General features: G+C 69.3%; 18 protein-coding genes and 1 tRNA gene. 9 read left to right on the top strand and 10 right to left on the bottom strand.

All coding sequences use genetic code 11. The features are described 5' to 3' along the window. Positions 1 to 27: 27 nt before the first annotated feature. A complete protein-coding gene (gene rpmH / locus AC529_RS19500; RefSeq protein ID WP_083947952.1) occupies positions 28 to 171 on the bottom strand; it encodes a 50S ribosomal protein L34 in 144 nt (47 codons plus the stop codon). 799 nt (positions 172 to 970) lie between these two features. Here rpmH and dnaA point away from each other — a divergent pair. The 9 genes from dnaA (at position 971) to AC529_RS06000 (ending at position 13,332) form a co-directional block, all read left to right on the top strand. Further along, complete coding sequence (gene dnaA, locus AC529_RS06040) at positions 971 to 2,767, top strand: chromosomal replication initiator protein DnaA (RefSeq protein WP_068754226.1); 1,797 nt, start codon at positions 971 to 973, stop codon at positions 2,765 to 2,767. 732 nt (positions 2,768 to 3,499) lie between these two features. Beyond that, positions 3,500 to 4,642 (top strand): DNA polymerase III subunit beta, encoded by a 1,143-nt coding sequence (gene dnaN / locus AC529_RS06035; RefSeq protein ID WP_068754224.1) that lies wholly within the window; start codon positions 3,500 to 3,502, stop codon positions 4,640 to 4,642. Between the two features lie 62 nt (positions 4,643 to 4,704). Continuing rightward, positions 4,705 to 5,586, top strand: a complete 882-nt coding sequence (gene gnd / locus AC529_RS06030; RefSeq protein ID WP_068754222.1) for a phosphogluconate dehydrogenase (NAD(+)-dependent, decarboxylating) — start codon at positions 4,705 to 4,707, stop codon at positions 5,584 to 5,586. Positions 5,587 to 5,684: 98 nt separating this feature from the next. Next, complete coding sequence (gene recF / locus AC529_RS06025; RefSeq protein WP_068754220.1) at positions 5,685 to 6,818, top strand: DNA replication/repair protein RecF; 1,134 nt, start codon at positions 5,685 to 5,687, stop codon at positions 6,816 to 6,818. Further along, positions 6,808 to 7,311: a DciA family protein gene (locus AC529_RS06020; protein WP_068754218.1), complete on the top strand. Its 504-nt coding sequence runs from the start codon at positions 6,808 to 6,810 to the stop codon at positions 7,309 to 7,311. The genes recF and AC529_RS06020 overlap by 11 nt, the downstream gene beginning before the upstream one ends. Before the next feature lie 363 nt (positions 7,312 to 7,674). Then, positions 7,675 to 9,612 carry a DNA topoisomerase (ATP-hydrolyzing) subunit B gene (gyrB, locus tag AC529_RS06015; RefSeq protein ID WP_083947951.1) on the top strand — a complete coding sequence of 646 codons (1,938 nt, stop codon included), beginning with the start codon at positions 7,675 to 7,677 and terminating at the stop codon, positions 9,610 to 9,612. Positions 9,613 to 9,668: 56 nt separating this feature from the next. Beyond that, entirely contained in the window at positions 9,669 to 12,203 is a 2,535-nt protein-coding gene (gene gyrA, locus AC529_RS06010) for a DNA gyrase subunit A (protein WP_068754214.1), read from the top strand. Between the two features lie 205 nt (positions 12,204 to 12,408). Continuing rightward, positions 12,409 to 13,095 (top strand): DUF3566 domain-containing protein, encoded by a 687-nt coding sequence (locus AC529_RS06005; RefSeq protein ID WP_068754599.1) that lies wholly within the window; start codon positions 12,409 to 12,411, stop codon positions 13,093 to 13,095. Positions 13,096 to 13,255: 160 nt separating this feature from the next. Beyond that, positions 13,256 to 13,332: transfer RNA gene (locus tag AC529_RS06000), tRNA-Ile, on the top strand. A 153-nt stretch (positions 13,333 to 13,485) separates the two neighbouring features. Here the strand turns inward: AC529_RS06000 and AC529_RS05995 are convergent. From AC529_RS05995 to AC529_RS05955, 9 genes are all read right to left on the bottom strand, one after another. Continuing rightward, positions 13,486 to 14,073, bottom strand: a complete 588-nt coding sequence (locus AC529_RS05995) for an AAA family ATPase (RefSeq protein ID WP_068754212.1) — start codon at positions 14,071 to 14,073, stop codon at positions 13,486 to 13,488. After that, entirely contained in the window at positions 14,070 to 14,786 is a 717-nt protein-coding gene (locus tag AC529_RS05990) for an HAD family hydrolase (RefSeq protein WP_068754211.1), read from the bottom strand. Before AC529_RS05990 ends, AC529_RS05995 begins: the two co-directional genes overlap by 4 nt. Before the next feature lie 52 nt (positions 14,787 to 14,838). Next, a complete protein-coding gene (locus AC529_RS05985) occupies positions 14,839 to 15,084 on the bottom strand; it encodes an acyl carrier protein (RefSeq protein WP_068754208.1) in 246 nt (81 codons plus the stop codon). Between the two features lie 38 nt (positions 15,085 to 15,122). Next, complete coding sequence (locus AC529_RS05980) at positions 15,123 to 16,133, bottom strand: beta-ketoacyl-ACP synthase III (RefSeq protein WP_068754206.1); 1,011 nt, start codon at positions 16,131 to 16,133, stop codon at positions 15,123 to 15,125. 139 nt (positions 16,134 to 16,272) lie between these two features. Further along, positions 16,273 to 16,968, bottom strand: a complete 696-nt coding sequence (locus tag AC529_RS05975; RefSeq protein WP_068754204.1) for an AAA family ATPase — start codon at positions 16,966 to 16,968, stop codon at positions 16,273 to 16,275. Positions 16,969 to 17,030: 62 nt separating this feature from the next. Further along, entirely contained in the window at positions 17,031 to 18,032 is a 1,002-nt protein-coding gene (locus AC529_RS05970; protein WP_068754202.1) for an AvrD family protein, read from the bottom strand. Between the two features lie 91 nt (positions 18,033 to 18,123). Continuing rightward, positions 18,124 to 19,560 carry an MFS transporter gene (locus tag AC529_RS05965; RefSeq protein WP_232306589.1) on the bottom strand — a complete coding sequence of 479 codons (1,437 nt, stop codon included), beginning with the start codon at positions 19,558 to 19,560 and terminating at the stop codon, positions 18,124 to 18,126. Between the two features lie 318 nt (positions 19,561 to 19,878). Continuing rightward, a complete protein-coding gene (locus AC529_RS05960; RefSeq protein ID WP_068754198.1) occupies positions 19,879 to 20,727 on the bottom strand; it encodes an MBL fold metallo-hydrolase in 849 nt (282 codons plus the stop codon). Next, the gene (locus AC529_RS05955; protein WP_269745532.1) at positions 20,639 to 21,604 is read right to left on the bottom strand and encodes a helix-turn-helix transcriptional regulator; all 966 of its coding nucleotides are present in this window, start codon (positions 21,602 to 21,604) and stop codon (positions 20,639 to 20,641) included. The genes AC529_RS05960 and AC529_RS05955 overlap by 89 nt, the downstream gene beginning before the upstream one ends. Positions 21,605 to 21,742 lie beyond the last annotated feature (138 nt).

The following is a 21,742-nucleotide window of genomic DNA, read 5'->3' as shown; positions in this document are numbered from 1 at the left end:
GTCCGCTGAACGTTTGACTGCTGACGCCTAGTGGCTGACGGTCAGCGCTTCGCGCCCCTTGCGCCGACGCGCGGCGATGATCGCGCGGCCCGCACGGGTACGCATGCGCAGCCGGAAACCGTGGGTCTTGGCGCGACGCCGATTGTTCGGCTGGTAGGTACGCTTGCTCACTGCTTAACTCCAGGGGCGTTCCGGAAGTACATACGACGACGAACCGCCGGCCGTGCCGGTGGTCCGGGTGCTCCTGCTGCTGTCGCGGGGACGCTCAGCCTGGAACATCGCCCGCTCAGGCCGCTCCGCCGTGGACCGTGTGGTGCGAGTCACGGATCGTCTCCGGATCACACGGTGCCGGCGCACAGACGGATACCGACGTAAGCACAAAGAAGATACGGGCTGAGCTTGTGCAGGTCAAATCGGCCTCGCCGGGCGAGAAGCCCCTCGGGCGGGGTTATCCACGAACCAGTCGGTCTGTGGAAAACCCTTGTCCACAGGCTGCGGATTGCCCACACCGGGTCCTAAGCTGTGGATAACCTCGACTCCGCGCAGAGGCCGCTCCCTTCCTCCCGACCCGCCGGGAAGACCGTGGTCACCGAGGTTACCCACAGGCCACCACCTGGGAAATGTGGATAACCACAGGCTGTGGACAACATCACGAAGGGCTGTGGATAACGCAGTGGATAACTTGTGGACAACTCGCAGATCCTGTGGATTGCCGCCTCCCGGCTCCGTCCGCGGACGGCGGGGAGGGCGAAGCCTCATGCACAGCGGAGTCCACAGAAAACGCCGAGTTACCCACAGAACACCGTTCGCCATCACGTTTTGATCACGTCGCTCCCCAACGCTGTGGACAGCCGGGAGCCGCCGAGTTTGCCGAGAACAATGGGTCGCCGTGCCACCCGTACTTCCCGCCGGGAGACGGGGGCCCGGTCGGCAGAACACCGCTGGAAAGGGCGAAGCATGAAGGGCCGCCGTGTCTGAGGGACAGGTCAACCTCGCGATGGTGTGGTCGAGCGTGCTGGAGAACCTCGACAACAGCAGCCTTCCTCCCCAGCAACGGGCCTGGCTCCCGCAGACCAGACCGCTGGGGCTCATCGAGGACACCGCGCTGCTCGCCGCCCCCAACGAGTTCGCCAAAGAGATCCTGGAGACCCGGCTGCGGCCGGCCATCAGCCAGGCGCTCTCCGCCGAGCTGGGTCGGGAGATCCGGGTGGCCGTCACCGTGGACCCCACCGCGGTGACCCCGGCCGCTCCCGTCAAGCCGCCCCCGGGAGCCGGGGCCAAGGACGGCCGCGCCCCCGACGCCGCGCGCAGGCCGTCCTGGCCGCAGCAGCCCGCACTGCTGCCCGAGCCGCCGCACGCGTTCGACGAGGCCGGCCGCCCAGGCACGGCCCAGGGGCGCCAGCCCACCCCGCCCCACGGCCAGGACCTGCTCGCCTCGGCGTGGCACGACTCGCCCGCCGACCGCGGCGGCCGCCCCTTCTCCGCCCCGCCGAGCCCCGACGCCGAGGCGGACCCCCGCTACCGGAGCTGGGACGGTCCCGCCCACTGGGACCGGCCCAACCGCTGGGAGACCCCGCGGTCCTGGGAGAACGCGCACCACCCCGATCCGGGGAACCGGCCGCAGGAGGGCGGGGCGGAGCCCGGCGCGCCCGTCCCGGACCAGCCCGCCGTGGCCCCTCCGCCGGGCGCCCTCGACCCCGGGGAGGGCTCCTCGTCCGGCAAGCCGGCCGGTCCGGGGCAGCTCAACCCCAAGTACACCTTCGACACCTTCGTCATCGGCTCCAGCAACCGCTTCGCACACGCCGCCGCGGTGGCCGTGGCCGAGGCCCCGGCCAAGGCGTACAACCCGCTGTTCGTCTACGGCGGCTCCGGGCTGGGCAAGACCCACCTGCTGCACGCGATCGGCCACTACACCCAGCGGCTCTACGACGGCGCGCGGGTCCGCTACGTCAGCTCCGAGGAGTTCACGAACGAGTTCATCAACTCCATCCGGGACGGCAAGGCCGACGGGTTCCGCCGCCGCTACCGGGACATCGACGTGCTGCTGGTCGACGACATCCAGTTCCTGGAGAACAAGGAGCAGACGCAGGAGGAGTTCTTCCACACCTTCAACACCCTGCACAACTCCAACAAGCAGATCGTCATCTCCTCGGACCGGCCGCCCAAGCAGCTCGTCACCCTGGAGGACCGGCTGCGCAACCGGTTCGAGTGGGGCCTGATCACCGACGTGCAGCCGCCCGAGCTGGAGACGCGGATCGCGATCCTGCGCAAGAAGGCCGCGCAGGAGGGGCTGGCCGCGCCCCCGGAGGTGCTGGAGTTCATCGCCAGCAAGATCTCCACCAACATCCGGGAGCTGGAGGGCGCCCTGATCAGGGTCACCGCGTTCGCCAGCCTGAACCGGCAGTCGGTCGACCTGCACCTGACCGGCATCGTGCTGCGGGACCTGATCCCCAACGACGAGGTCCCCGAGATCACGGCCGCGGAGATCATGGCGCAGACCGCCTCCTACTTCGGCCTGACTCCCGAGGACCTGTGCGGCACCTCCCGCTCCCGGGTCCTGGTCACCGCGCGGCAGATCGCGATGTACCTGTGCCGGGAGCTCACCGACCTGTCGCTGCCCAAGATCGGCCAGCAGTTCGGCAGGGACCACACCACGGTCATGCACGCCGACCGCAAGATCCGCTCCCTGATGGCGGAGCGCCGGTCGATCTACAACCAGGTCACCGAGCTGACCAACCGGATCAAGCAGCAGTCGCACAACATCTGAGTCGGGGGCGCCGGGCCGCACCCCCGACTTGTCCACAGGCTCGGGACAGCGGCGGCGGACCGCGGTCGGGGCTGTGAAGCCGCTCACTCCGCGGCGGTCCGCCGCCCTGTTCTCCCGCTGTTCCACCGCGTGGAGACGGTCTCCTAGCACATCCCAAGCTGTGGATAAGCCGTGGATAACCCTGGGGATAACCCCCGTTTACCTGTGGACAACCTGTGGACACTCTGTGTATAACCCGCCACGACGTTGGGTCACCCCATGACAGGATCTGTGGGTAAACCGGTGGATAACCTGTGGACGGCCTGTGGACGACCTGGGGACAACCTTCCTCCATCCACAGCCGGACGAGTTTTCCACACCCGCCGTCCACAAGCTCTGTGGATAAAAATTCAGGCGATGACCTGCACAAACGAAGGTTGTCCACAGTATCCACAGGCCCTATTACTACTGCGCCACAGAGAGAGATCTCGTGGCTCAGTAAACGGGCTCGGCGCGTTTCTGTGGACAACGCCCGGACCGCGCCGACGGTCGAGACGCACCGGAGCGCCGACCCAGGTCGGCTCCGCGACACGCAATACACTCGCGTGCGAATCGGGGTACCGTGGTGAACTCACCCCCACTCTCTGACCGACATCCCGGCACGGACCATCCCGCCGTCGGCCCACTCGCCGACAGGTGCGGCTCAGGGCGTGGGTCGACGGTTCCCAGTAGTCGAGGAAAGAGAGACCGATCGTGAAGTTCCGGGTCGAACGCGACGTGCTCGCGGATGCTGTCGCCTGGACCGCTCGCACTCTGCCGGTCCGACCGTCGGTACCCGTCCTCGCCGGGATGCTGCTGGACGCCGAGGACGAGGGCGGACGTCAGCGGCTCAGACTGTCCAGCTTCGACTACGAGGTCTCCGCCCAGGTGTCGGTCGACGTCGACATCGACGAGCCGGGCCGGATCCTCGTGTCGGGCAAGCTGCTCGCCGAGATCGTGCGCAACCTTCCTCCACAGACTGTGGAAGTCAGCACCGACGGCGCCAAGGTCGTCGTCGCCTGCGGCAGCGCCAGGTTCACCATCCTCACCCTCCCCGTGGAGGACTACCCGACCCTGCCCGCCATGCCCGCGCTGACCGGGTCGGTGCTCAGCGACGCCTTCGCCGCCGCGGTCAGCCAGGTGGCGGTGGCCGCCGGACGCGACGACACCCTGCCCATGCTCACCGGCGTACGCGTGGAGATCGAGGGCTCCACCGTGACCCTGGCCTCCACCGACCGCTACCGCCTGGCCGTGCGGGAGCTCACCTGGACCCCCGAGGACCCCAACGTGTCCGCGGTCGCCCTCGTCCCGGCCAAGACCCTCGCCGACACCGCCAAGTCGCTGACCGGCGGCGCCCAGATCGCCATCGCGCTGTCCACCGCCGAGAACGGCGGAGAGGGCATGATCGGCTTCGAGGGCGGCGGACGGCGCACCACCACCCGGCTGCTCGACGGCGAGTTCCCCAAGTACCGCAAGCTGCTGCCGGAGTCCTTCAACTCCGTGGCCGAGGTGCAGAAGGCGGAGTTCGTCGAGGCGGTCAAGCGCGTCTCCCTGGTCGCCGAGCGCAACACCCCGCTGCGGCTGGCCTTCAGCGGCAACCGGCTGGTGCTCGAGGCGGGGACCGGCGAGGAGGCCCAGGCGGTCGAGGAGCTGGAGGCCTCCCTGGAGGGCGACGACATCCAGATCGCCTTCAACTCCACCTTCCTGCTCGACGGACTCAACGCGATCGAGTCCGACGTGGCCCACCTCCAGTTCACCACCCCCACCAAACCGGCCATCATCACCGGCAAACCCGCCGACGACGGCACCGTGTCGGACTACCGGTACCTGATCATGCCCGTGCGGCTGTCCAACTGAGCGCCCCCCGCGTCGGCCACTCCACCGATCCACACACTGGGTACGAGTAAGGGAACGCGAGCATGCAACTCGGCATGATCGGCCTCGGCAAGATGGGCGGCAACATGGCCGCGCGGCTGCGCGACAAGGGCCATGAGGTCGTCGGTTTCGACTTCAACCCCGACGTGCGCGACGTGGACTCCGTCGCGGAGCTTGTCGAACGGCTGGCGGCGCCGCGGATCGTGTGGCTGATGGTCCCCGCCGGCGAGCCCACCCACTCCAGCATCCGGGAGCTGGCCGGGCTGCTGGAGGAGGGCGACCTCGTCATCGAGGGCGGCAACTCCCACTACCTGGACGACCGCCGGCACGCCGAGGAGCTCGCCCGCCGCGGGATCGAGTACCTGGACGCGGGGGTCAGCGGCGGCGTCTGGGGACGCGAGAACGGCTACGGCATCATGGTCGGCGGCAGCGCCGAGAACGTGGAGCGGGCCCGGCCCATCTTCGACGCGCTCGCCCCCGACAGCGGCGGCGGGTTCGTCCACGCCGGAGCGGTGGGCGCCGGGCACTTCGTCAAGATGGTCCACAACGGCATCGAGTACGGCATGATGCAGGCGTTCGCCGAGGGCTACGAGCTCATGGCCGCCTCCGGGATCGTGGAGGACGTCCCCGGCACCCTGGCCAGTTGGCGGCAGGGCACCGTGGTGCGCTCCTGGCTGCTGGACCTGCTCGTCCGCGCCCTGGAGGAGGACCCCGGACTGGAGCGGCTGCGCGGCTACGCGGAGGACTCCGGGGAAGGGCGCTGGACCGTCCAGGCGGCCGTCGACCACGCGGTCCCCGCCCCGGTCATCACCGCCGCGCTGTACGCCCGGTTCGCCTCCCGCCAGGAGGACAGCCCGGCGATGAAGGTCATCGCCGCGCTGCGCAACCAGTTCGGCGGGCACGCGGTGGCCAGACGCGAGGAGTAGGCCCGGCCGTCCACAGCCTGTGGACGGAGCGGTCGCCCACGCCTCCCCGGGTCCGCGCACCGGCCGCGCGGACCCGGGCCTTCTGTAGGAGCAGCCAGATGTACGTCTCCCATCTTCAACTGGCCGACTACCGGTCCTACGAGACCGCGTACCTGGAGCTGGAACCGGGCATCAGCACCTTCGTCGGACCCAACGGGCAGGGCAAGACGAACCTGGTCGAGGCGATCGGCTACGTCGCCACGCACGGCAGCCACCGCGTCGCCAACGACGCCCCCCTGGTCCGCCGGGGGGCGCAGCGGGCGGTCATCCGGGCGGCCGTCGTCCAGCACGGCCGACGCTCCCTGATCGAGCTGGAGATCAACCCCGGACGGTCCAACCGCGCCCGACTGAACCGCTCCCCGGTCCCCCGGCCCAGGGACACCCTGGGCATCCTGCGGACGGTGCTGTTCGCCCCCGAGGACCTGGCGCTGGTGAAGGGAGACCCGGGAGAGCGCCGCCGCTTCCTGGACGACCTGCTGGTCGCCCGGGCGCCCCGGTACGCGGGGGTGCGCTCCGACTACGAACGGGTGCTCAAACAGCGCAACGCCCTGCTCAAGTCGGCCTCGGCCCGCTACTTCCAGCAGCGCGGCCAACCCGACCTGTCCACCCTGGACGTGTGGGACGAACACCTGGTCCAGGCCGGGGCCGAACTGCTGGCGGCGCGGCTGGCCCTGGTGGCGGAGCTGCAACCCCTGGTCGCCAAGGCGTACGGCGAACTCACCTCCTCGGGCGGACCGCCCGGCCTGCACTACCGCTGCTCGGCCGCCGAGGAGGAGACGCTGCCCGCAGACCGGGCGCGGCTCGCAGAGACCCTGCGCGCCGCGCTGGCCGAGGCGCGCCCCCAGGAGCTGCGGCGCGGCGTCAGCCTGGTCGGCCCGCACCGCGACGACCTGCAACTGCGCCTGAACGGACTGCCCGCGAAGGGCTACGCCAGCCAGGGCGAGTCGTGGTCCTACGCGCTGGCCCTGCGGCTCGCCGGCTTCGAGCTGCTGCGTGCCGACGGCGAGGACCCGGTGCTCATCCTCGACGACGTCTTCGCCGAGCTCGACACCGAGCGCCGGCGGCGGCTGGCCGAGCACGTCCGCACCGCCGAACAGGTACTGGTGAGCGCCGCGGTCCCCGACGACGTCCCGGAGGAGCTGTCGGGGGCGCGGTTCCGGGTCAGGAACGGGAGTGTCGAACGTGAGCGGTGAACGCCTGCCGGAGCGGCCCGAGGCCGAGGACGGGGAGCCGCGTCGGCTCAGCGGAGTGGAGCTGGCGCGCCAGGCGCTGGCCAAGGCCCGCGCCGAGGCGAAGGCGCGCGGCGCCGTCCCCCAGGGGCAGCCCCGCAGGCCGCGGCGCGACCGGGTGCCCCGGCGCGGCGAGCCGCAGACGTTCGGCGAGGCGGTGCGGGCCTGGCTGATCGAGCACGGCTGGCAGGAACAGGTGGCCATCGGGGGCGTCTTCGGCCGCTGGTCCCAGATCGTCGGCGACCGCCTGGCCGAGCACGTGCGCCCCCAGACCTACGCGGACGGGGAGCTGGTGGTCTCGGTGGACTCGCCGGCCTGGGCCACCCAGGTGCGCGCCATGGCCCCCCAACTGGTGCGGCGGCTCAACGAGGAGCTCGGCCACGGGACCGTGCGGTGTATCCGTGTGGCCACTCCGGGGAGTCGTCGCGGGCAGCGGGGGCAGTGGCGGGTCCGGTGATCCGGAGGAGTCGTGCGGCGGCGGCCGGACGTCCGTTGCCGGGGAGCGGTGCGACAGCACTGATTTGACCGCGGCGTTCTCTCCGGGGTGGGGTGCGTGTGGGGACTCGGCTCCCGCTCTGTTCGTTCGTTGGAGGCCGTCACAGCGGCTTAGATGCCACTTTCAGGTTGTGTGCACGGTATCATGGACACAGTTCTTTGGACGCCTCCACCGGCAGAGACCGCACCAAGAGCGGAGTACCGGGAATCGGGGTCGCAGCAGCGTCTTGGCGGGGGGCGTGGCAACGCGTTTCGCCTGGGTCGCGGTGTGTCCGCCGGTTGTCTTGCGGCTGGTCGGCGTCCCCGGCAGGAGGGTGTTTCCAACTTGGCCTACGACGCGCGATCAATCACGGTTCTGGAAGGCCTCGAAGCGGTACGCAAACGCCCCGGCATGTACATCGGTTCCACGGGTGAGCGCGGACTGCACCATCTTGTCTACGAGGTTGTGGACAACTCCGTGGACGAGGCGCTCGCGGGATACGCCACCGCGATCGAGGTCACACTGCTGGCCGACGGCGGGGTGCGGGTGGCCGACAACGGGCGCGGCATCCCGGTGGACCTGCACCCGACGGAGAAGCGGCCCGGCGTGGAGCTCGTCCTGACCACCCTGCACGCGGGCGGCAAGTTCGACAGCAAGTCCTACGCGGTCTCCGGCGGCCTGCACGGCGTCGGCGTCTCCGTCGTCAACGCGCTGTCCACCCGGCTGGAGGTGGAGGTCCGCAGGGACGGCTACCTGTGGACCCAGCGCTACGAGATGACCCACCCGGTGACCGAGCTCATCCGCGGGGAGCCCACCGACGAGACCGGCACCCAGGTCACCTTCTGGGCCGACGGCTCCATCTTCGAGACCACCACGTACAACTTCGAGACGCTGTCGCGGCGGCTCCAGGAGATGGCCTTCCTCAACAAGGGGCTGTCCATCACCATCCGCGACGAGCGGCCCGAGTTCGTGGGGGACTCCCCCGTCACCCAGACCTACCACTACGAGGGCGGCCTGGCCGACTTCGTCCGCCACCTCAACGCGACCAAGGAGCCCGCGCACTCCAGCATCATCGCGTTCGAGGACTCCGGCGACGGCATCGCGGTGGAGATCGCGATGCAGTGGAACCAGTCGTACACCTCCTCGGTGCACACCTTCGCCAACACCATCAACACCACCGAGGGCGGCACCCACGAGGAGGGCTTCCGCGCCGCGCTGACCTCCATCGTCAACCGCTACGCCCGCGACCAGAAGCTGCTGCGCGACAAGGACGACAACCTCACCGGCGACGACGTCCGCGAGGGGCTCACCGCGATCGTCTCGGTCAAGCTCGCCGACCCCCAGTTCGAGGGCCAGACCAAGACCAAGCTCGGCAACACCGAGGCCAAGTCGTTCGTGCAGAAGGTCTGCCACGAGCACCTGCGGGACTGGTTCGACCGCAACCCCGGCGAGGCCAAGGACATCGTCACCAAGGCGAGCCAGGCCGCGCGCGCCCGGATCGCCGCCCGCCAGGCGCGGGAGCTCACCCGGCGCAAGACGCTGCTGGAGTCCACCTCGCTGCCCGGCAAACTGGCGGACTGCCAGTCCACCGACCCGGAGCGCTGCGAGGTCTACATCGTCGAGGGCGACTCCGCGGGCGGCTCCGCCAAGGGCGGTCGCGACCCCCACTACCAGGCCATCCTCCCCATCCGCGGCAAGATCCTCAACGTCGAGAAGGCGCGCATCGACCGGATCCTCAAGAACAACGAGGTCCAGGCGATCATCACGGCGCTGGGCACCGGGGTCCACGACGAGTTCGACATCGAGAAGCTGCGCTACCACAAGGTCATCCTGATGGCCGACGCCGACGTCGACGGCCAGCACATCCGCACGCTGCTGCTCACCCTGCTGTTCCGCTTCATGAAGCCGCTCATCGAGGCCGGGCACGTCTACCTCGCGCAGCCCCCGCTCTACAAGATCAAGTGGGACACCCGGGGCACCGACGTCGACTACGCCTACTCCGACCGCGAACGCGACGAGCTGATCGCCGCGGGCATCGCAGCGGGCAAGAAGGACCCGCGGCCCCGCGACCTCGTCCAGCGGTTCAAGGGTCTGGGCGAGATGAACCCCGCGGAGCTGTGGGAGACCACCATGGACCCCGAACGCCGGGTGCTGTTGCAGGTGACGCTGGACGACGCGGCCCAGGCGGACGAGATGTTCAGCGTGCTCATGGGAGAGGACGTCGAGTCGCGGCGCTCCTTCATTCAGCGCAACGCCCGGGACGTCCGGTTCCTGGACATCTGACCCGAGCCTGACGTTTCCCGGCAGCGAACGACTCACCAGAAAAGGATCGACATCCAGTGACGGATGCGAACACGGCTCCCGAAGCCTCTCAGCACTCCACCGGCCGCATCGAACCGGTCGACCTCCAGGTCGAGATGCAGCGCAGCTATCTCGACTACGCCATGTCGGTCATCATCGGCCGCGCCCTCCCCGACGTGCGGGACGGTCTGAAGCCCGTCCACCAGCGGGTGCTCTACGCCATGTACGACGGCGGGTACCGCCCCGACCGGGGCTACTTCAAGTGCGCCCGCGTCGTCGGCGACGTCATGGGTAACTACCACCCGCACGGCGACTCGGCGATCTACGACACCCTGGTGCGCCTGGCGCAGCCCTGGGCGATGCGGATGCCGCTGGTCGACGGCAACGGCAACTTCGGCTCCCCGGGCAACGACCCGGCAGCGGCCATGCGCTACACCGAGTGCAAGCTCGCGCCGCTGGCCATGGAGATGCTGCGCGACATCGACAAGGAGACCGTCGACTTCCGGCCCAACTACGACGGCCGCTCCCAGGAGCCCGTGGTCCTCCCCGCGCGCTTCCCCAACCTGCTGGTCAACGGCTCGGCGGGCATCGCGGTCGGCATGGCCACCAACATTCCGCCGCACAACCTGCGCGAGGTGGCCGACGGCGTCAACTGGTACCTGGAGCACCCCGAGGCCTCCGACGAGGAACTCCTCGAGGCCCTCATCGAACGGATCAAGGGCCCGGACTTCCCCACCAGCGGGCTCATCGTCGGCCGGCGCGGCATCGAGGACGCCTACCGGACCGGACGCGGCTCGATCACCATGCGCGCCGTGGTCAACGTGGAGGAGGACAAGCGCGGCCGCCAGTGCCTGGTGGTCACCGAGCTGCCCTACCAGGTCAACCCGGACAACCTCGCGCTGAAGATCGCCGAGCTCGTCAAAGAGGGCAAGATCAGCGGGATCGCCGACGTCAAGGACGAGAGCAGCGGCCGCACCGGCCAGCGGCTGGTCATCGTCCTCAAACGCGAGGCGGTCGCCAAGGTCGTGCTGAACAACCTGTACAAGCACACCCAACTACAGGAGACGTTCGGCGCGAACATGCTGGCCCTGGTCGACGGGGTGCCCCGCACGCTCCGCCTCGACCAGCTCATCAAGCACTGGGTGACCCACCAGATCGAGGTCATCGTCCGGCGCACCCGCTACCTGCTGCGCAAGGCCGAGGAACGCGCCCACATCCTGCGCGCGCTGCTCAAGGCGATCGACCGGATCGACGAGGTCATCGCGCTGATCCGGGGCAGCGAATCGGCCGACGCGGCCAAGAACGGCCTCATGGAGCTGCTGGCCATCGACGACGTCCAGGCGCGGGCCATCCTCGACATGCAGCTCCGCAAGCTCGCGGCGCTGGAGCGCCAGCAGCTCACCAGCGAGTACGACGAGCTGATGGCGCAGATCACCGACTACAACGGGATCCTCGCCTCGCCCGAGCGGCAGCGCGGCATCGTCCGCGACGAGCTCGCCGAGATCGTCGAGAAGTACGGCGACGACCGCCGTACGCAGATCGTCCCCGACGAGGGCGACATGCGTATGGAGGACTTCATCGCCGAAGAGGACATCGTCGTCACCATCACCCGGGGCGGCTACGTCAAGCGCACCCGGCTGGACAACTACCGGGCGCAGAAGCGCGGCGGAAAGGGAGTGCGCGGCGCCCAGCTCAAGCAGGACGACATCGTCCAGCACTTCTTCGTGACGACCACGCACCACTGGATCCTGTTCTTCACGAACAAGGGGCGCGTGTACCGCGCGAAGGCGTACGAGCTGCCGGAGCTCGCCAGGGACTCCCGCGGACACCACGTGGCCAACCTGGTGCCGTTCCTCCCCGACGAGGAGATCACCCAGGTGCTGGCGCTGCGCGACTACGACGCCGCGCCGTACCTGGTGCTGGCCACCCGGTCGGGTCTGGTGAAGAAGACCAGGCTGGAGGACTTCGACTCCGCGCGCTCCTCCGGCATCATCGCGATCAACCTGCGCGAGGACGACGAGCTGATCGCCGCCCGGCTGGTCTTCCCCACCGACGACCTGCTGCTCATCAGCAGCAACGCCCAGGCGATCCGGTTCTCCGCCTCGGACGAGTCGCTGCGGCCGATGGGACGGGCCACCAGCGGCGTGATCGGCATGCGCTTCGCGGAGGGCGACTACCTGCTCAGCATGGACGTCATCCGGGACGGCGAGGGGGCCACGGACGTGCTCGTGGCTACCGACGGCGGTTACGCCAAGCGCACCCCGGCCGACCAGTACCCGGTGCAGAAGCGCGGCGGCAGGGGCGTGCTCACCGCCAAGGTCGTCGAGGCCCGCGGCAAGCTCGTCGGCGCGCTGATGGTCGACCCCGAAGAGGACGAGATCCTCGCGATCACCTCCAACGGCGGCGTGATCCGCACCAAGTGCGCGGAGATCAAGCAGTCGCAGCGGGCCACCATGGGGGTCCGGCTGATGAACCTCAGCAAGGGCAGCCACGTGGTCGCCATCGCCCGGAACGCCGAGGGCATGGACGAGGACTCCGACAACGGCGCCGACGAGGCCGACCACGCCGGGTAGCGCCGCGGTTTCACGTGAAACCCGCCCGCACGCGCGAGGGGAAGGTATTACCCGCCCCCCTCGCGCGTGCGACTGGCAGGCCCGGCAACCACTCAATAGAGTGGCTGTCTGTCATAAACGACATCGATCACGTGGAGTTCGGCGCTACGTCCCCCGATCTCCCGGATTTCCACTGTTATAGGGAGAGTTCAGCGGTAACGTGGCTATGTCCGACAATGCGCAACGAGAGTCCGCTGCACTGGAGTCGAGCAACACCGGTTCCGAACAGAGCGGAGCAGACGCCGCAATGACCTCTGAGAACGACGCTCCTGACAACACGACGTTCGGATCGGCCACGGGTTCCGACACGGTGCGTGGCGCAGAGGATTCCGGTTCCTCCGCGGTCACAGGGGAGACCCAGGGCGGTACGGACACGGACGAGCCACCGTCCTCGGAAGCTACACAGGGGGATTCGGCTATGGCAGCAGAAGCGGCCGCCGCGCCGCCAGGTACCGACGGCAAGACGGTCAGGACGGCCCGCAAGGCGCACCTGACCCTGAGCCGGATCGAACCGTGGTCGGTGATGAAGTTCAGCTTCGTCATCTCGCTGGTCTGTTTCATCGTGCTGTTCGTGGCGGTGGCGGTCCTCTACACGGGGCTGGCCTACCTGGGCGTCTTCGACGCGGTGACCGAGCTGGTCTCGTCGCTGACCGAGGGCGACGACGGCGGGGACGACCTCAACCTCGACCCCGCGAGCTGGTTCTCGCCCACCCGGGTGCTCGGCTACACCGCGCTGCTCGGCGCGTTGAACGTCATCCTCATCACAGCTCTGGCCACCATCGGTGCCATGCTGTACAACCTCGCAGCCGACCTCGTGGGCGGCCTGGACGTGACCCTCAGCGAGACCGAGTGACCCCTCCTCGGACCCGCGCTCCGGCGCGGGTCCGAGGACCGCTCCGAACCAGGTAAACTGTCGGAGTCAGCAGGGCGCTCCGGCGCCCTCCAGCTCTCACCCGCCAGGGGAATCCGGTTCGCCCCACCCCTCCGGATGCGGTAGAGTTCTTCGCGAGCAAGGGCGTATAGCTCAGTCGGTTAGAGCGCATCCCTGATAAGGATGAGGCCCCTGGTTCAAGTCCAGGTACGCCCACCAGATCAAGGCCCCCGCCGGAAACGGCGGGGGCCTTTTTGACGACAGTTCTGACCGCAGCGGAACGCTGGTCTTCACGGTCGCCGAACAACGCCGGGCCCGGGCGGCCGAGTCCTTCCCGTCGCCGTACCCGGTGACCGCCACGGACGGGCCGGGTCAGCCGCCGGCCAGCTCGGAGAGGGCCGCGACCCGTTCCGCCACCGAACCGGTGAGCGTGAACACGGTCACCCCCGCGGCCTTGAGCTCGTCGAGGAGCAGTTGGTCCGACAGGACGCGGAAGTGCTCGCTGATCGGCTTCACCGCGTCGTTGAGGGGGAACTCCACGGGGAGGTGGACGAAGGCGTCGTACGTGGCGAAGGCCCGCTGCTTCACCTCCTGGCCGAGCGCCTCGACGACCTCCGCGTACGGGAGGAGATCGGGGGCCGGAGGCGTGAGGGCGGTTCCCGGGACCGGGTGCAGGCCGACCGACAGCCGGACCGAGGCGTACACCCACTCGTGCAGGAGAGAGCCGTCGGAGACGAACCCGGAGGGGTGCAGCGCCTCCTCGACCGAGCGTTCGGTGTAGCGTCGCACGACCAGTTGCACGAGCTCGGCGGGGGTCACCTCCTCCAACGCCTTGGGGCGGCTGCCGGCGGGGTCGCGCATCGGGGAGCCGTGCACGGCGGGCAGGCAGCCCGACTTGGTGAACTCCCTGATCAGGGTGGTCTTTCCAGCTCCGTAGGCTCCTACGACGGCCAGTTTCACGTCTGGACTCCCTCGGTCGTGGACGGAAGGGGAAGCGGGCGGGGGGAGGCGGCCCCGGGCAGCAGGCGCCAGCCGTTGCGGACGGCGAGCTCCCGCATCGCCGGGTCGTCGCCGACCACGGTGGCCCGGCCCACCGCGTGCAGCAGCGGCAGGTCGGAGGCGTGGTCGCCGTACCCGGCGGAGGACGGCAGGTGGATGCGGCGCCGCCGGGCCAGTTCGCGGACCGCCGCGGATTTCGCCTCGCCGATCATCGGCCGGTGGATCCGCCCGGTGTACCTGCCGGACTCGGTCTCCGGCTCCGAGCACAGCACCACGTCCGCGCCGACGTGCCGTGCGATCGGGTCGAGGCAGGCGCGGAAGGAGCCGGACACCAGCACGACCAGGTGGCCTGCTGCGCGGTGCTCGCGGAGCGCGGCGAGGACGTGCTCGTTGAAGAAGCCGCCGAGCTCCAGCTCGGTCCGGAACCACCTCTCGGCCAACGCGGCGATCGCGGAGACGCTGCTGCCCCGGTAGTTCGCGAAGTAGGCGCGGTTGGTCTCGAGGCGGGGAACCCCTGCGGCGGTCATGGCGCGCAGGCGCTGCCGCTCCCGGCGGTACGCCTCCGGAGGGCGGCCCTCGGCGGCCATGCGGTATTCGAGGAAGCGGAAGATGCTGGTGACGGTGGTGAGGGTGCCGTCGACGTCGAAGAACGCTGCGATCGCCGTACCTGTCATGGTGGTGTCCGGGGAGCGGGGCGGCGCCCCCCGACGCCGCCCCGTCCGTGGGTCAGGAGTGGGCGCCCTTGGTGGCCAGCAGTTCGGCGACCCGGGCGACGGAGCCTGCGGTGAACAGTTCGTCGTCGGTGACCTCGACGCCGAACTTCTTCGTCAACTGCACGCTCAGTTCGACGAGGGCCAGCGAGTCGAGATCCAGGGAGTCGAAGGCGGTGTCGAGGGCGACCTCGTCGGGGACCTCGCACTTCTCGGCGACGAGGGGGAGGATTTCGGCGGAGAGTGTTTCGATCTGGTTCATGAGCGCGATCCCAACTGTGTCGTCGGTGGACGGGAAGGTCAGGAGGGGGAGACGTCGGGCCAGGTCATCACGGCGGAGCCCCAGGTGAGGCCGCCGCCGAACGCGGTCATGAGCAGCCGGTCGCCGACCTTGAACCGCCCCTGCTCCGCGGCGTGCGCCAGGGCCAGGGGGATGGAGGCGGCGGAGGTGTTGCCGACCTGCTCGATGTTGGTCACCACGCGGTCCCTGGCGATGCGGACCTGTTCGGCGAGGCTGTACAGGATCCGCAGGTTCGCCTGGTGGCCGACGAGGTGGTCGACGGAGTCGATGCTCCAGCCCACCCGGTTCAGCAGGGCGGTCGAGGACTCCTCCATCCGCCGGACCGCGGTGGCGAACACCTTCTTGCCCTGCATGGTGAAGTACGTGTCCTGCGGGGCGGGGGGAAGGTGCGTGGAGCGCTGCCGGGAGCCGCCGGCGGGAATGCAGATGAGTTCCTTCTGGGAGCCGTCGGAGCCGAGGTCGAAACCGAGCAGTGCGCCGGGTTCGTCCGGTGTTCCGCTGCGGAGGAGCACCGCGCCCGATCCGTCGCCGAAGATCACCGAAGTGGTCCGGTCCTCGGGGTTCAGGATCGTGGAGTACGTCTCCGCGCCGATGAGGAGGACACGTTCGGCGTGCCCGGACTCGATCATGCTGGCCGCGATCGTCAGCCCGTAGACGAAGCCCGAGCAGACGGCGGAGACGTCGAACGCCGCGGCGGAGTTCAGCTTCAGCCGGTGTGCGACGTCGGGGGCGGTTGCGGGACAGGGGTGGTCGGGGGTGGTGGTGGCGAGGATGACCGCGTCGACGGAAGCACCGAGACCGAGACCGGCGGACTTGAGTGCTCGATGCCCCGCCTCGTAGGCGAGGTCACCGGTGGAGACGCCGACGTCGGCCCACCGCCGCTGACGGATGCCGGTCCTGGAGTGGATCCAGGCGTCGGAGGTGTCGAACCGTTCGGAGAGTTCCTCGTTGGACACCCGACGTGGGGGGAGGTAGGAGCCGAGGCCCGCCAGCACGGCTGAGGTGGTCATGGTCTTCTCCGATATGTCGAGTTCCTTTTCTGGAGAGTGCGCGGGACTGGACAGGGATGGGTGGGGTGGGGCGGGGGATGAGGGGCGTGGCGGACAGACAGCGCCGAACCGTCCGCCACGCCCCAGCTTGGGAGGGGTGTCAGGCGGAGGCGCGTTCGAGCTCGCCGGTGGTGTCGATCAGCGCGTACTCCGCCTCGGCCCGGGCGATCGCCTCTTCGATGCTCATGCGGGGGGTGAAGCCGTAGATGTCGAGGATCTTTTGCAGGCGTTCGTGCACCGTCCCGCCGACCGTGTGGTACGGGATCTCCAGTTCGTTGAGGGTCTTGAGCATCAGCTCGTCGGCCAGCGCCCGGAACCGCTCGTTGACGGGCCGGTGGCCGTCGGGGACGAGCGGGAACTCGATCGGCAGGTGGACGAACGAGTCGTAGGTGGCTTTCGCGTGCTGCTTGGCGGGGATGCCCATCTGTTCCAGGACCTGGCTGTAGAAGCGGAGCTCGTCGGTGAGCTCGACCGATTCCAGGTCCACCGAGTCGTTTGGGTTGATGCCGACCAGGACGCGGACGGTCCCGTAGGCCCATTCGTGCAGCGAGGAGCCGTCGGAGACGAACCCGTCGGGGAGGTGGGACTCGTTGACGGCCCGCTCCTGGTTGCGCCGCATGATCAGCATGATCACCTCGGGGGCGGTGCACTCCTCGAGGGTCTTGCCGGGGACGGAGATCGGCAGGAGTTCCCGCATGGTCTTCGCGGCGGACCGGGGGAGGCCGGTCAGGTGGGACACGGCCATGGTGGTGAGGGTCTTGCCCACCGAATAGGTTCCGGCGATGGCGAGTTTCACGGCGTCTCCTTCGTGGTGATGGTGGGGAAAGGGGAGGGGTGCGGGGAGAAGGAGAAGGAAGCTCAGGGGAGCCGGTGGGCCACGGAGCAGGTCATGCGGATTCCTGCCGCGACCGCGGAGATGTCGGCGCTGCGCCAGGTCTCCCCGTCGCCGGTCCGCAGCAGGGCGGGCTCGACGAGGGAGGCCGTGACCGGGATCGGTTCGTGGACCGGCCGCTGGGGGCGGGCCGCCTCGAACCGGGTGCGGCGCATCCAGAGGGTGTTGGAGTCGGCGCGGGCGATCCCGTCGAGCTCGTAGAGCATGATCTGGCCCAGTTGGAGGGCGGTGACGAACACGTCGATCAGGCCGACCGAGGGCTGGAACGCCTCTTCGGTGCCGTCTCCCGGTGCGGCCGCCTCCCCCCAGGTGTCCACCCGCAGTTGCGCGGTGGCCCTGGTGCGGTCCGCGCCGACGACCACGTGCTCGACGTGCTGCCTGCGGGATCGGTAGGCGTCGCCGAACGGGCGGCTTCCGGAGGGGCGGAGGACGTCGTCCAGGGAGGTGGCGGCGGCTGTGCCGGGGACGGCCGGACAGTCGATCTCGGTCCGGATCCGTAGGGTGCCGACGGTGCAGTCCACGGTCGCCGTCGCACGGTCGGGACCGCTGGGCGACGCGCCCTGCCCGACGAGCCGGGCGGAGACCGGGAAACCCGCGAGCTGCTCTTCGACCGGGGAGGAGCCGGCCCGGATCCTCGCCCGGCGCACCCAGAAGGTGCGGCGCTGCTCGGCGTCGAAGCCGACGTGCCGGGTGAGGACGAGCTCGGACAACTGGACGCCGAGCAGGAGCACGTCGATGGTGGACAGGTGGGGCAACTGGTCGGTCGTGCCCTTGCGGGACCAGTCCTGCGGGTAGGTGACCGCGGCGGTTCCGCGGACCCACGGGCCGTCGGCGTCGGTGCCGGCGGTCAGGCCGTCCAAGCGGTGGTCGGCGCGCTTGTAGCCCTCGCCGAAGAAGCGGTGCCTGCCGGGGCCGAGGAAGTCCTGGACGTCGTTGTAGTGCAGCTCCTGCTGGACGGGAACGGTCATGGTCGCTTCTCCTCAACCTTGCTCGCCGCGGGGTGACGGGGGTGGGGACCGGGCCCGCCGGGGCGGTGACGGCCCGGTCCCCCGGGGAGGGTCAGTTGACGGCGGGCTGCTTCTCCGGCTGCTGGGCGGCGGAGGTCGTCGCGCCGCCGACGGTGCGCAGGAAGACCAGGATCAGCAGGGCGACCGCGAGGACGACGAGGCCGTCGACGAGCATGCCGAAGGTGGTGCCCTTCAGTACGCCGGCCACGGAGGCGACGCCTTCGGTGAGCGGCCCGTACTGGGTGGCCGCGACCGCGGACATGATCGGGATGCCGATGGTGAAGCCGATCTGCTGGGTCATGGTCGCCAGTCCGGTGACGAGTCCCTGCTCGTGGTCGGCGACGCCGGAGGTCGCGGTCACGGTGTAGGCGACGATCGCCAGGACGTGGCCGAAGCCGCCGATGAAGGTGGTGGCGAGGATGGCGACGATGCTCACGGCCATGGCGTCGCCGAGCCAGAACAGCACGCCGGTCATCACGGCCTGGATGAGGAGGCCCAGGACCAGGGCGCCCTTGGTGCCGGTGCGGCCGATGATCTTGGGGGCGACCGTCCCGCCGAGGAAGGCGCCCAGGCCGAGGAAGCCGAACATCAGGCCGGTCTGGAAGGGGGTCAGGCCGAGGACCTGCTGCATGTAGAGGGTGAGGAGGAACGACAGCGCCGATTCCATGGAGAAGGTCGTCAGGCCGCCGAGGTTCCCCCACTTGACGGTGTTGGCGTGCAGGATGCGCACGGGGGCCAGCGGCTCGGGGGTCTTCAGCTCGATGATGTAGAAGGCGACGAACATGACGGCGGCGAAGAGCAGCGCTCCCCACGTCTGAGGGGCGGCCCAGCCGTCGCGTTCGCCTCCGGTGACGCCGAAGGTGAAGGCCAGCAGGCCGAGGGTGACGGTGACGGCGCCCGGGACGTCCAGCTTGGGGCGGATGTCCGACCGGGACTCCCGGATGAAGGCGATGCCGCCGAGGAACAGGAGCGCGCCGATCGGGACGTTGATGAAGAAGTCCCACCGCCAGGACAGCAGGTCGGTCAGGACGCCGCCGAGGACGGCCCCGGAGGCGAAGCCGAGCGACAGGAGGGCTCCGTTGAGTCCCAGAGCCTTGTTGCGCAGCGGTCCTTCCTCGAAGGACGTGGTGATCAGGGCGAGGCCGGAGGGCGTGACGATCGCCGTGGCGAGTCCTTGGGCGGCACGGGCGACGAGCATGACTTCGGGGGATTCCGCGAAACCGCCGACCGCGGAGGAAACGGTGAGCAGAGCCATTCCGAAAAGGAACAGCTTCTTGCGTCCGAAAGTGTCACCGATCCGGCCGAAGAGCAGCATGAAGCCCGCTGCCATGAGAGCGAACGAGGTGACGACCCATTGCAGGTTGTCGATGCTGAAACCGAGGTCGTCGCCGATCTTCGGCAGTGCGACGGTCAGGATGGAGAAGTCGATGGCGAACATGAATTGTGCGCCGAGAAGGACCACGAGAGTGGCCTTCTGCTTACCGGTCATGCGTGGGGTACCCGTGTCGGGCGCTGTAGAAGTGGACATGTCCCCAAGAATTGGCGGGAACGGCACGACCAGCCAGTGTTTGTTCGTCATGTTGTTGTCGCCAACAGGATCGTCGGCGATGAATTCCGGGGTTTTACCCGGAGAAATGGCGGGCTCCGGTGCGCGGGCGTCGGGTGTTTCGGGGCGTCCCCGGCGGACGGTGGCCGACGTCCGCCGGGGACCCGTCGGCGGGACTGTGCGCAGGGCGGCGCGGGGGTGCGGTCCCGGGGCGGGCCGGCGCCCCGGGACCGCGGCCTCCCGGGCGCCGCCGGGCGGCGGTCAGGCGACCGGGACCCACCGGTGTCCAGAGCGGTCGGCGACGACTCTGCCGAACACGACGTCGGCGAAGTGTCCGCCGAATCCGAAGGTGTCCGGCTGGGACAGCTCCTTGAGCACTCTCGCCCGGGTGCGGACGGCGGCCTCCGGGGAGTGGTCGAGGGAGACCCTCCAGTCGGGGCGGCCCACCTGGACCGGGGAGTGCATGACGTCCCCGAACGCGACGAGCCGCTGGCCGCCCGACGAGATGACGTACGAGGTGTGCCCGGGCGAGTGGCCGGGGGTGGCCCACACGGTGACGCCGGGGAAGATCTCGTCTCCGTCGGACACCGGGCGCAGCTCGGCCCGGGGGAGACGGAGCGGCCCGCCGTACGGCCACTCGACGCCGGAGACGAGGAACGGGGTGCCCGCGAACACGGGCGAGCCGTCGGGGGTGAGCGCCGCGGCCCAGCCGACGTGGTCGTCGTGGAGGTGGGTGAAGGCGACGGCGCTCACCGCCCCGGGAGCGTGCCCCTGCTCGGCCAGGCTGTCGAGGAGCTGCCCGCCCTGTAGGACGCCGAGGGCGGGGTGGGTGAGGGCGGCGGGGACGCGGTGCGGTCCGTAGCCGGTGTCGATCAGCAGGGCCTGGTCGCGGTACTCGACGAGCAGGGCTCCGATCGACCCGGCCAGGAATCCTTCGGCGTCGAGGTGTTCCGGGCGTTCCTGCCAGTCCTCGGGGGTGGAGTCGGGAAACCAGGCCGAGGGGTTGAGCTGGACGAATCCGTCAGGAAGGTACGTGAGACGGTGTTCGCCCAAGCGGAAGGTGCGGGTGGGGGAGATGCGGTTGAAGCGGCTCACCGGTTGCGCAGGCATGCGAAGGAAGCCTTTCCTCGTCTTCGACTCTGGAGGAGATGGGCCGGTGGCGCTGCCCTCCCACTCTAAAGGAAATGGTGTGCCTTTCGCGGGGGAAGCACTTGAGCGGTTCGAGGGCTTCTTCCGTGCCGGTTCCGGAGACGGGGACGAAGACGGTGAGACGCAGGGCGATCCGGGAGGTGAAGTCCAGCGTGGTCCGGGTGAAGGAGAGGTTGCCGAACGCCGGATGGTGCAGGATCTCGGTGCCGCAGGAGTCCTCCAGGACCTCGTGGCGGTTCCACAGTTCCGCGAATTCCGGACTGTCCCGGCGCAGGCGGGAGATCAGGGCGGTGAATCCCGGGTCTCCGCTGTAGCGGGCGGCCTGGGAGCGGAACCGCGCCACGAGGATGGGCGCGTCGTCCTTCCACAGGGGGTACCGCTTGCGGGTCTGTTCGTTGGTGAAGAACTCCTCGAGGATGTTCTGCGGGGCGTCCAGGCCCATCAGGTTGCGCACCGCTTCGTTGACGGCCACCAGGTTCCAGTAGCGGTCGGCCACGTAGGCCGGGTTCGGCAGCCAGTTGTCGACGAACGGTTGGAACGCCCTGGGGTCCGGGCGCACCTCCGACGGTTCGGGGTCCGCGCCGACTCCGGCGAGGCGGCGTAGGTAGAGCCGCTGGGTCTGGTCGAGCCGGAGGGCGCGGGCGATGGCGTCCAGCACTTCTCCGGAGACGTTGGTGGCCCTCCCCTGTTCGATCCAGGTGTACCAGGAGACGCCCACGCCGGCGAGAAGGGCGACTTCCTCCCGGCGAAGTCCGGGGGTACGCCGGTTTCTGGACGTGGGGAGCCCCACCTGGGCAGGGGTGATTTCGGCGCGGCGAGCTTTCAGGAAATTGCCCAGTTCGACGAGGGGGGAGAGGGAGTACGACGTACAGCGGTATTTCTGGCCACCTACTGGATAGTAAGTGTGGCGACTTGCGTAGTCAACGGCATTAATCCCCTTTCAAGAGGTTTGTCCGTTGTGCTACTGGCTGGCTTT

The organism is Thermobifida cellulosilytica TB100, assembly GCF_001517975.1.
Taxonomy (GTDB): Bacteria; Actinomycetota; Actinomycetes; order Streptosporangiales; family Streptosporangiaceae; genus Thermobifida; species Thermobifida cellulosilytica.
This window is presented reverse-complemented; position numbering and strand designations above follow the sequence as displayed.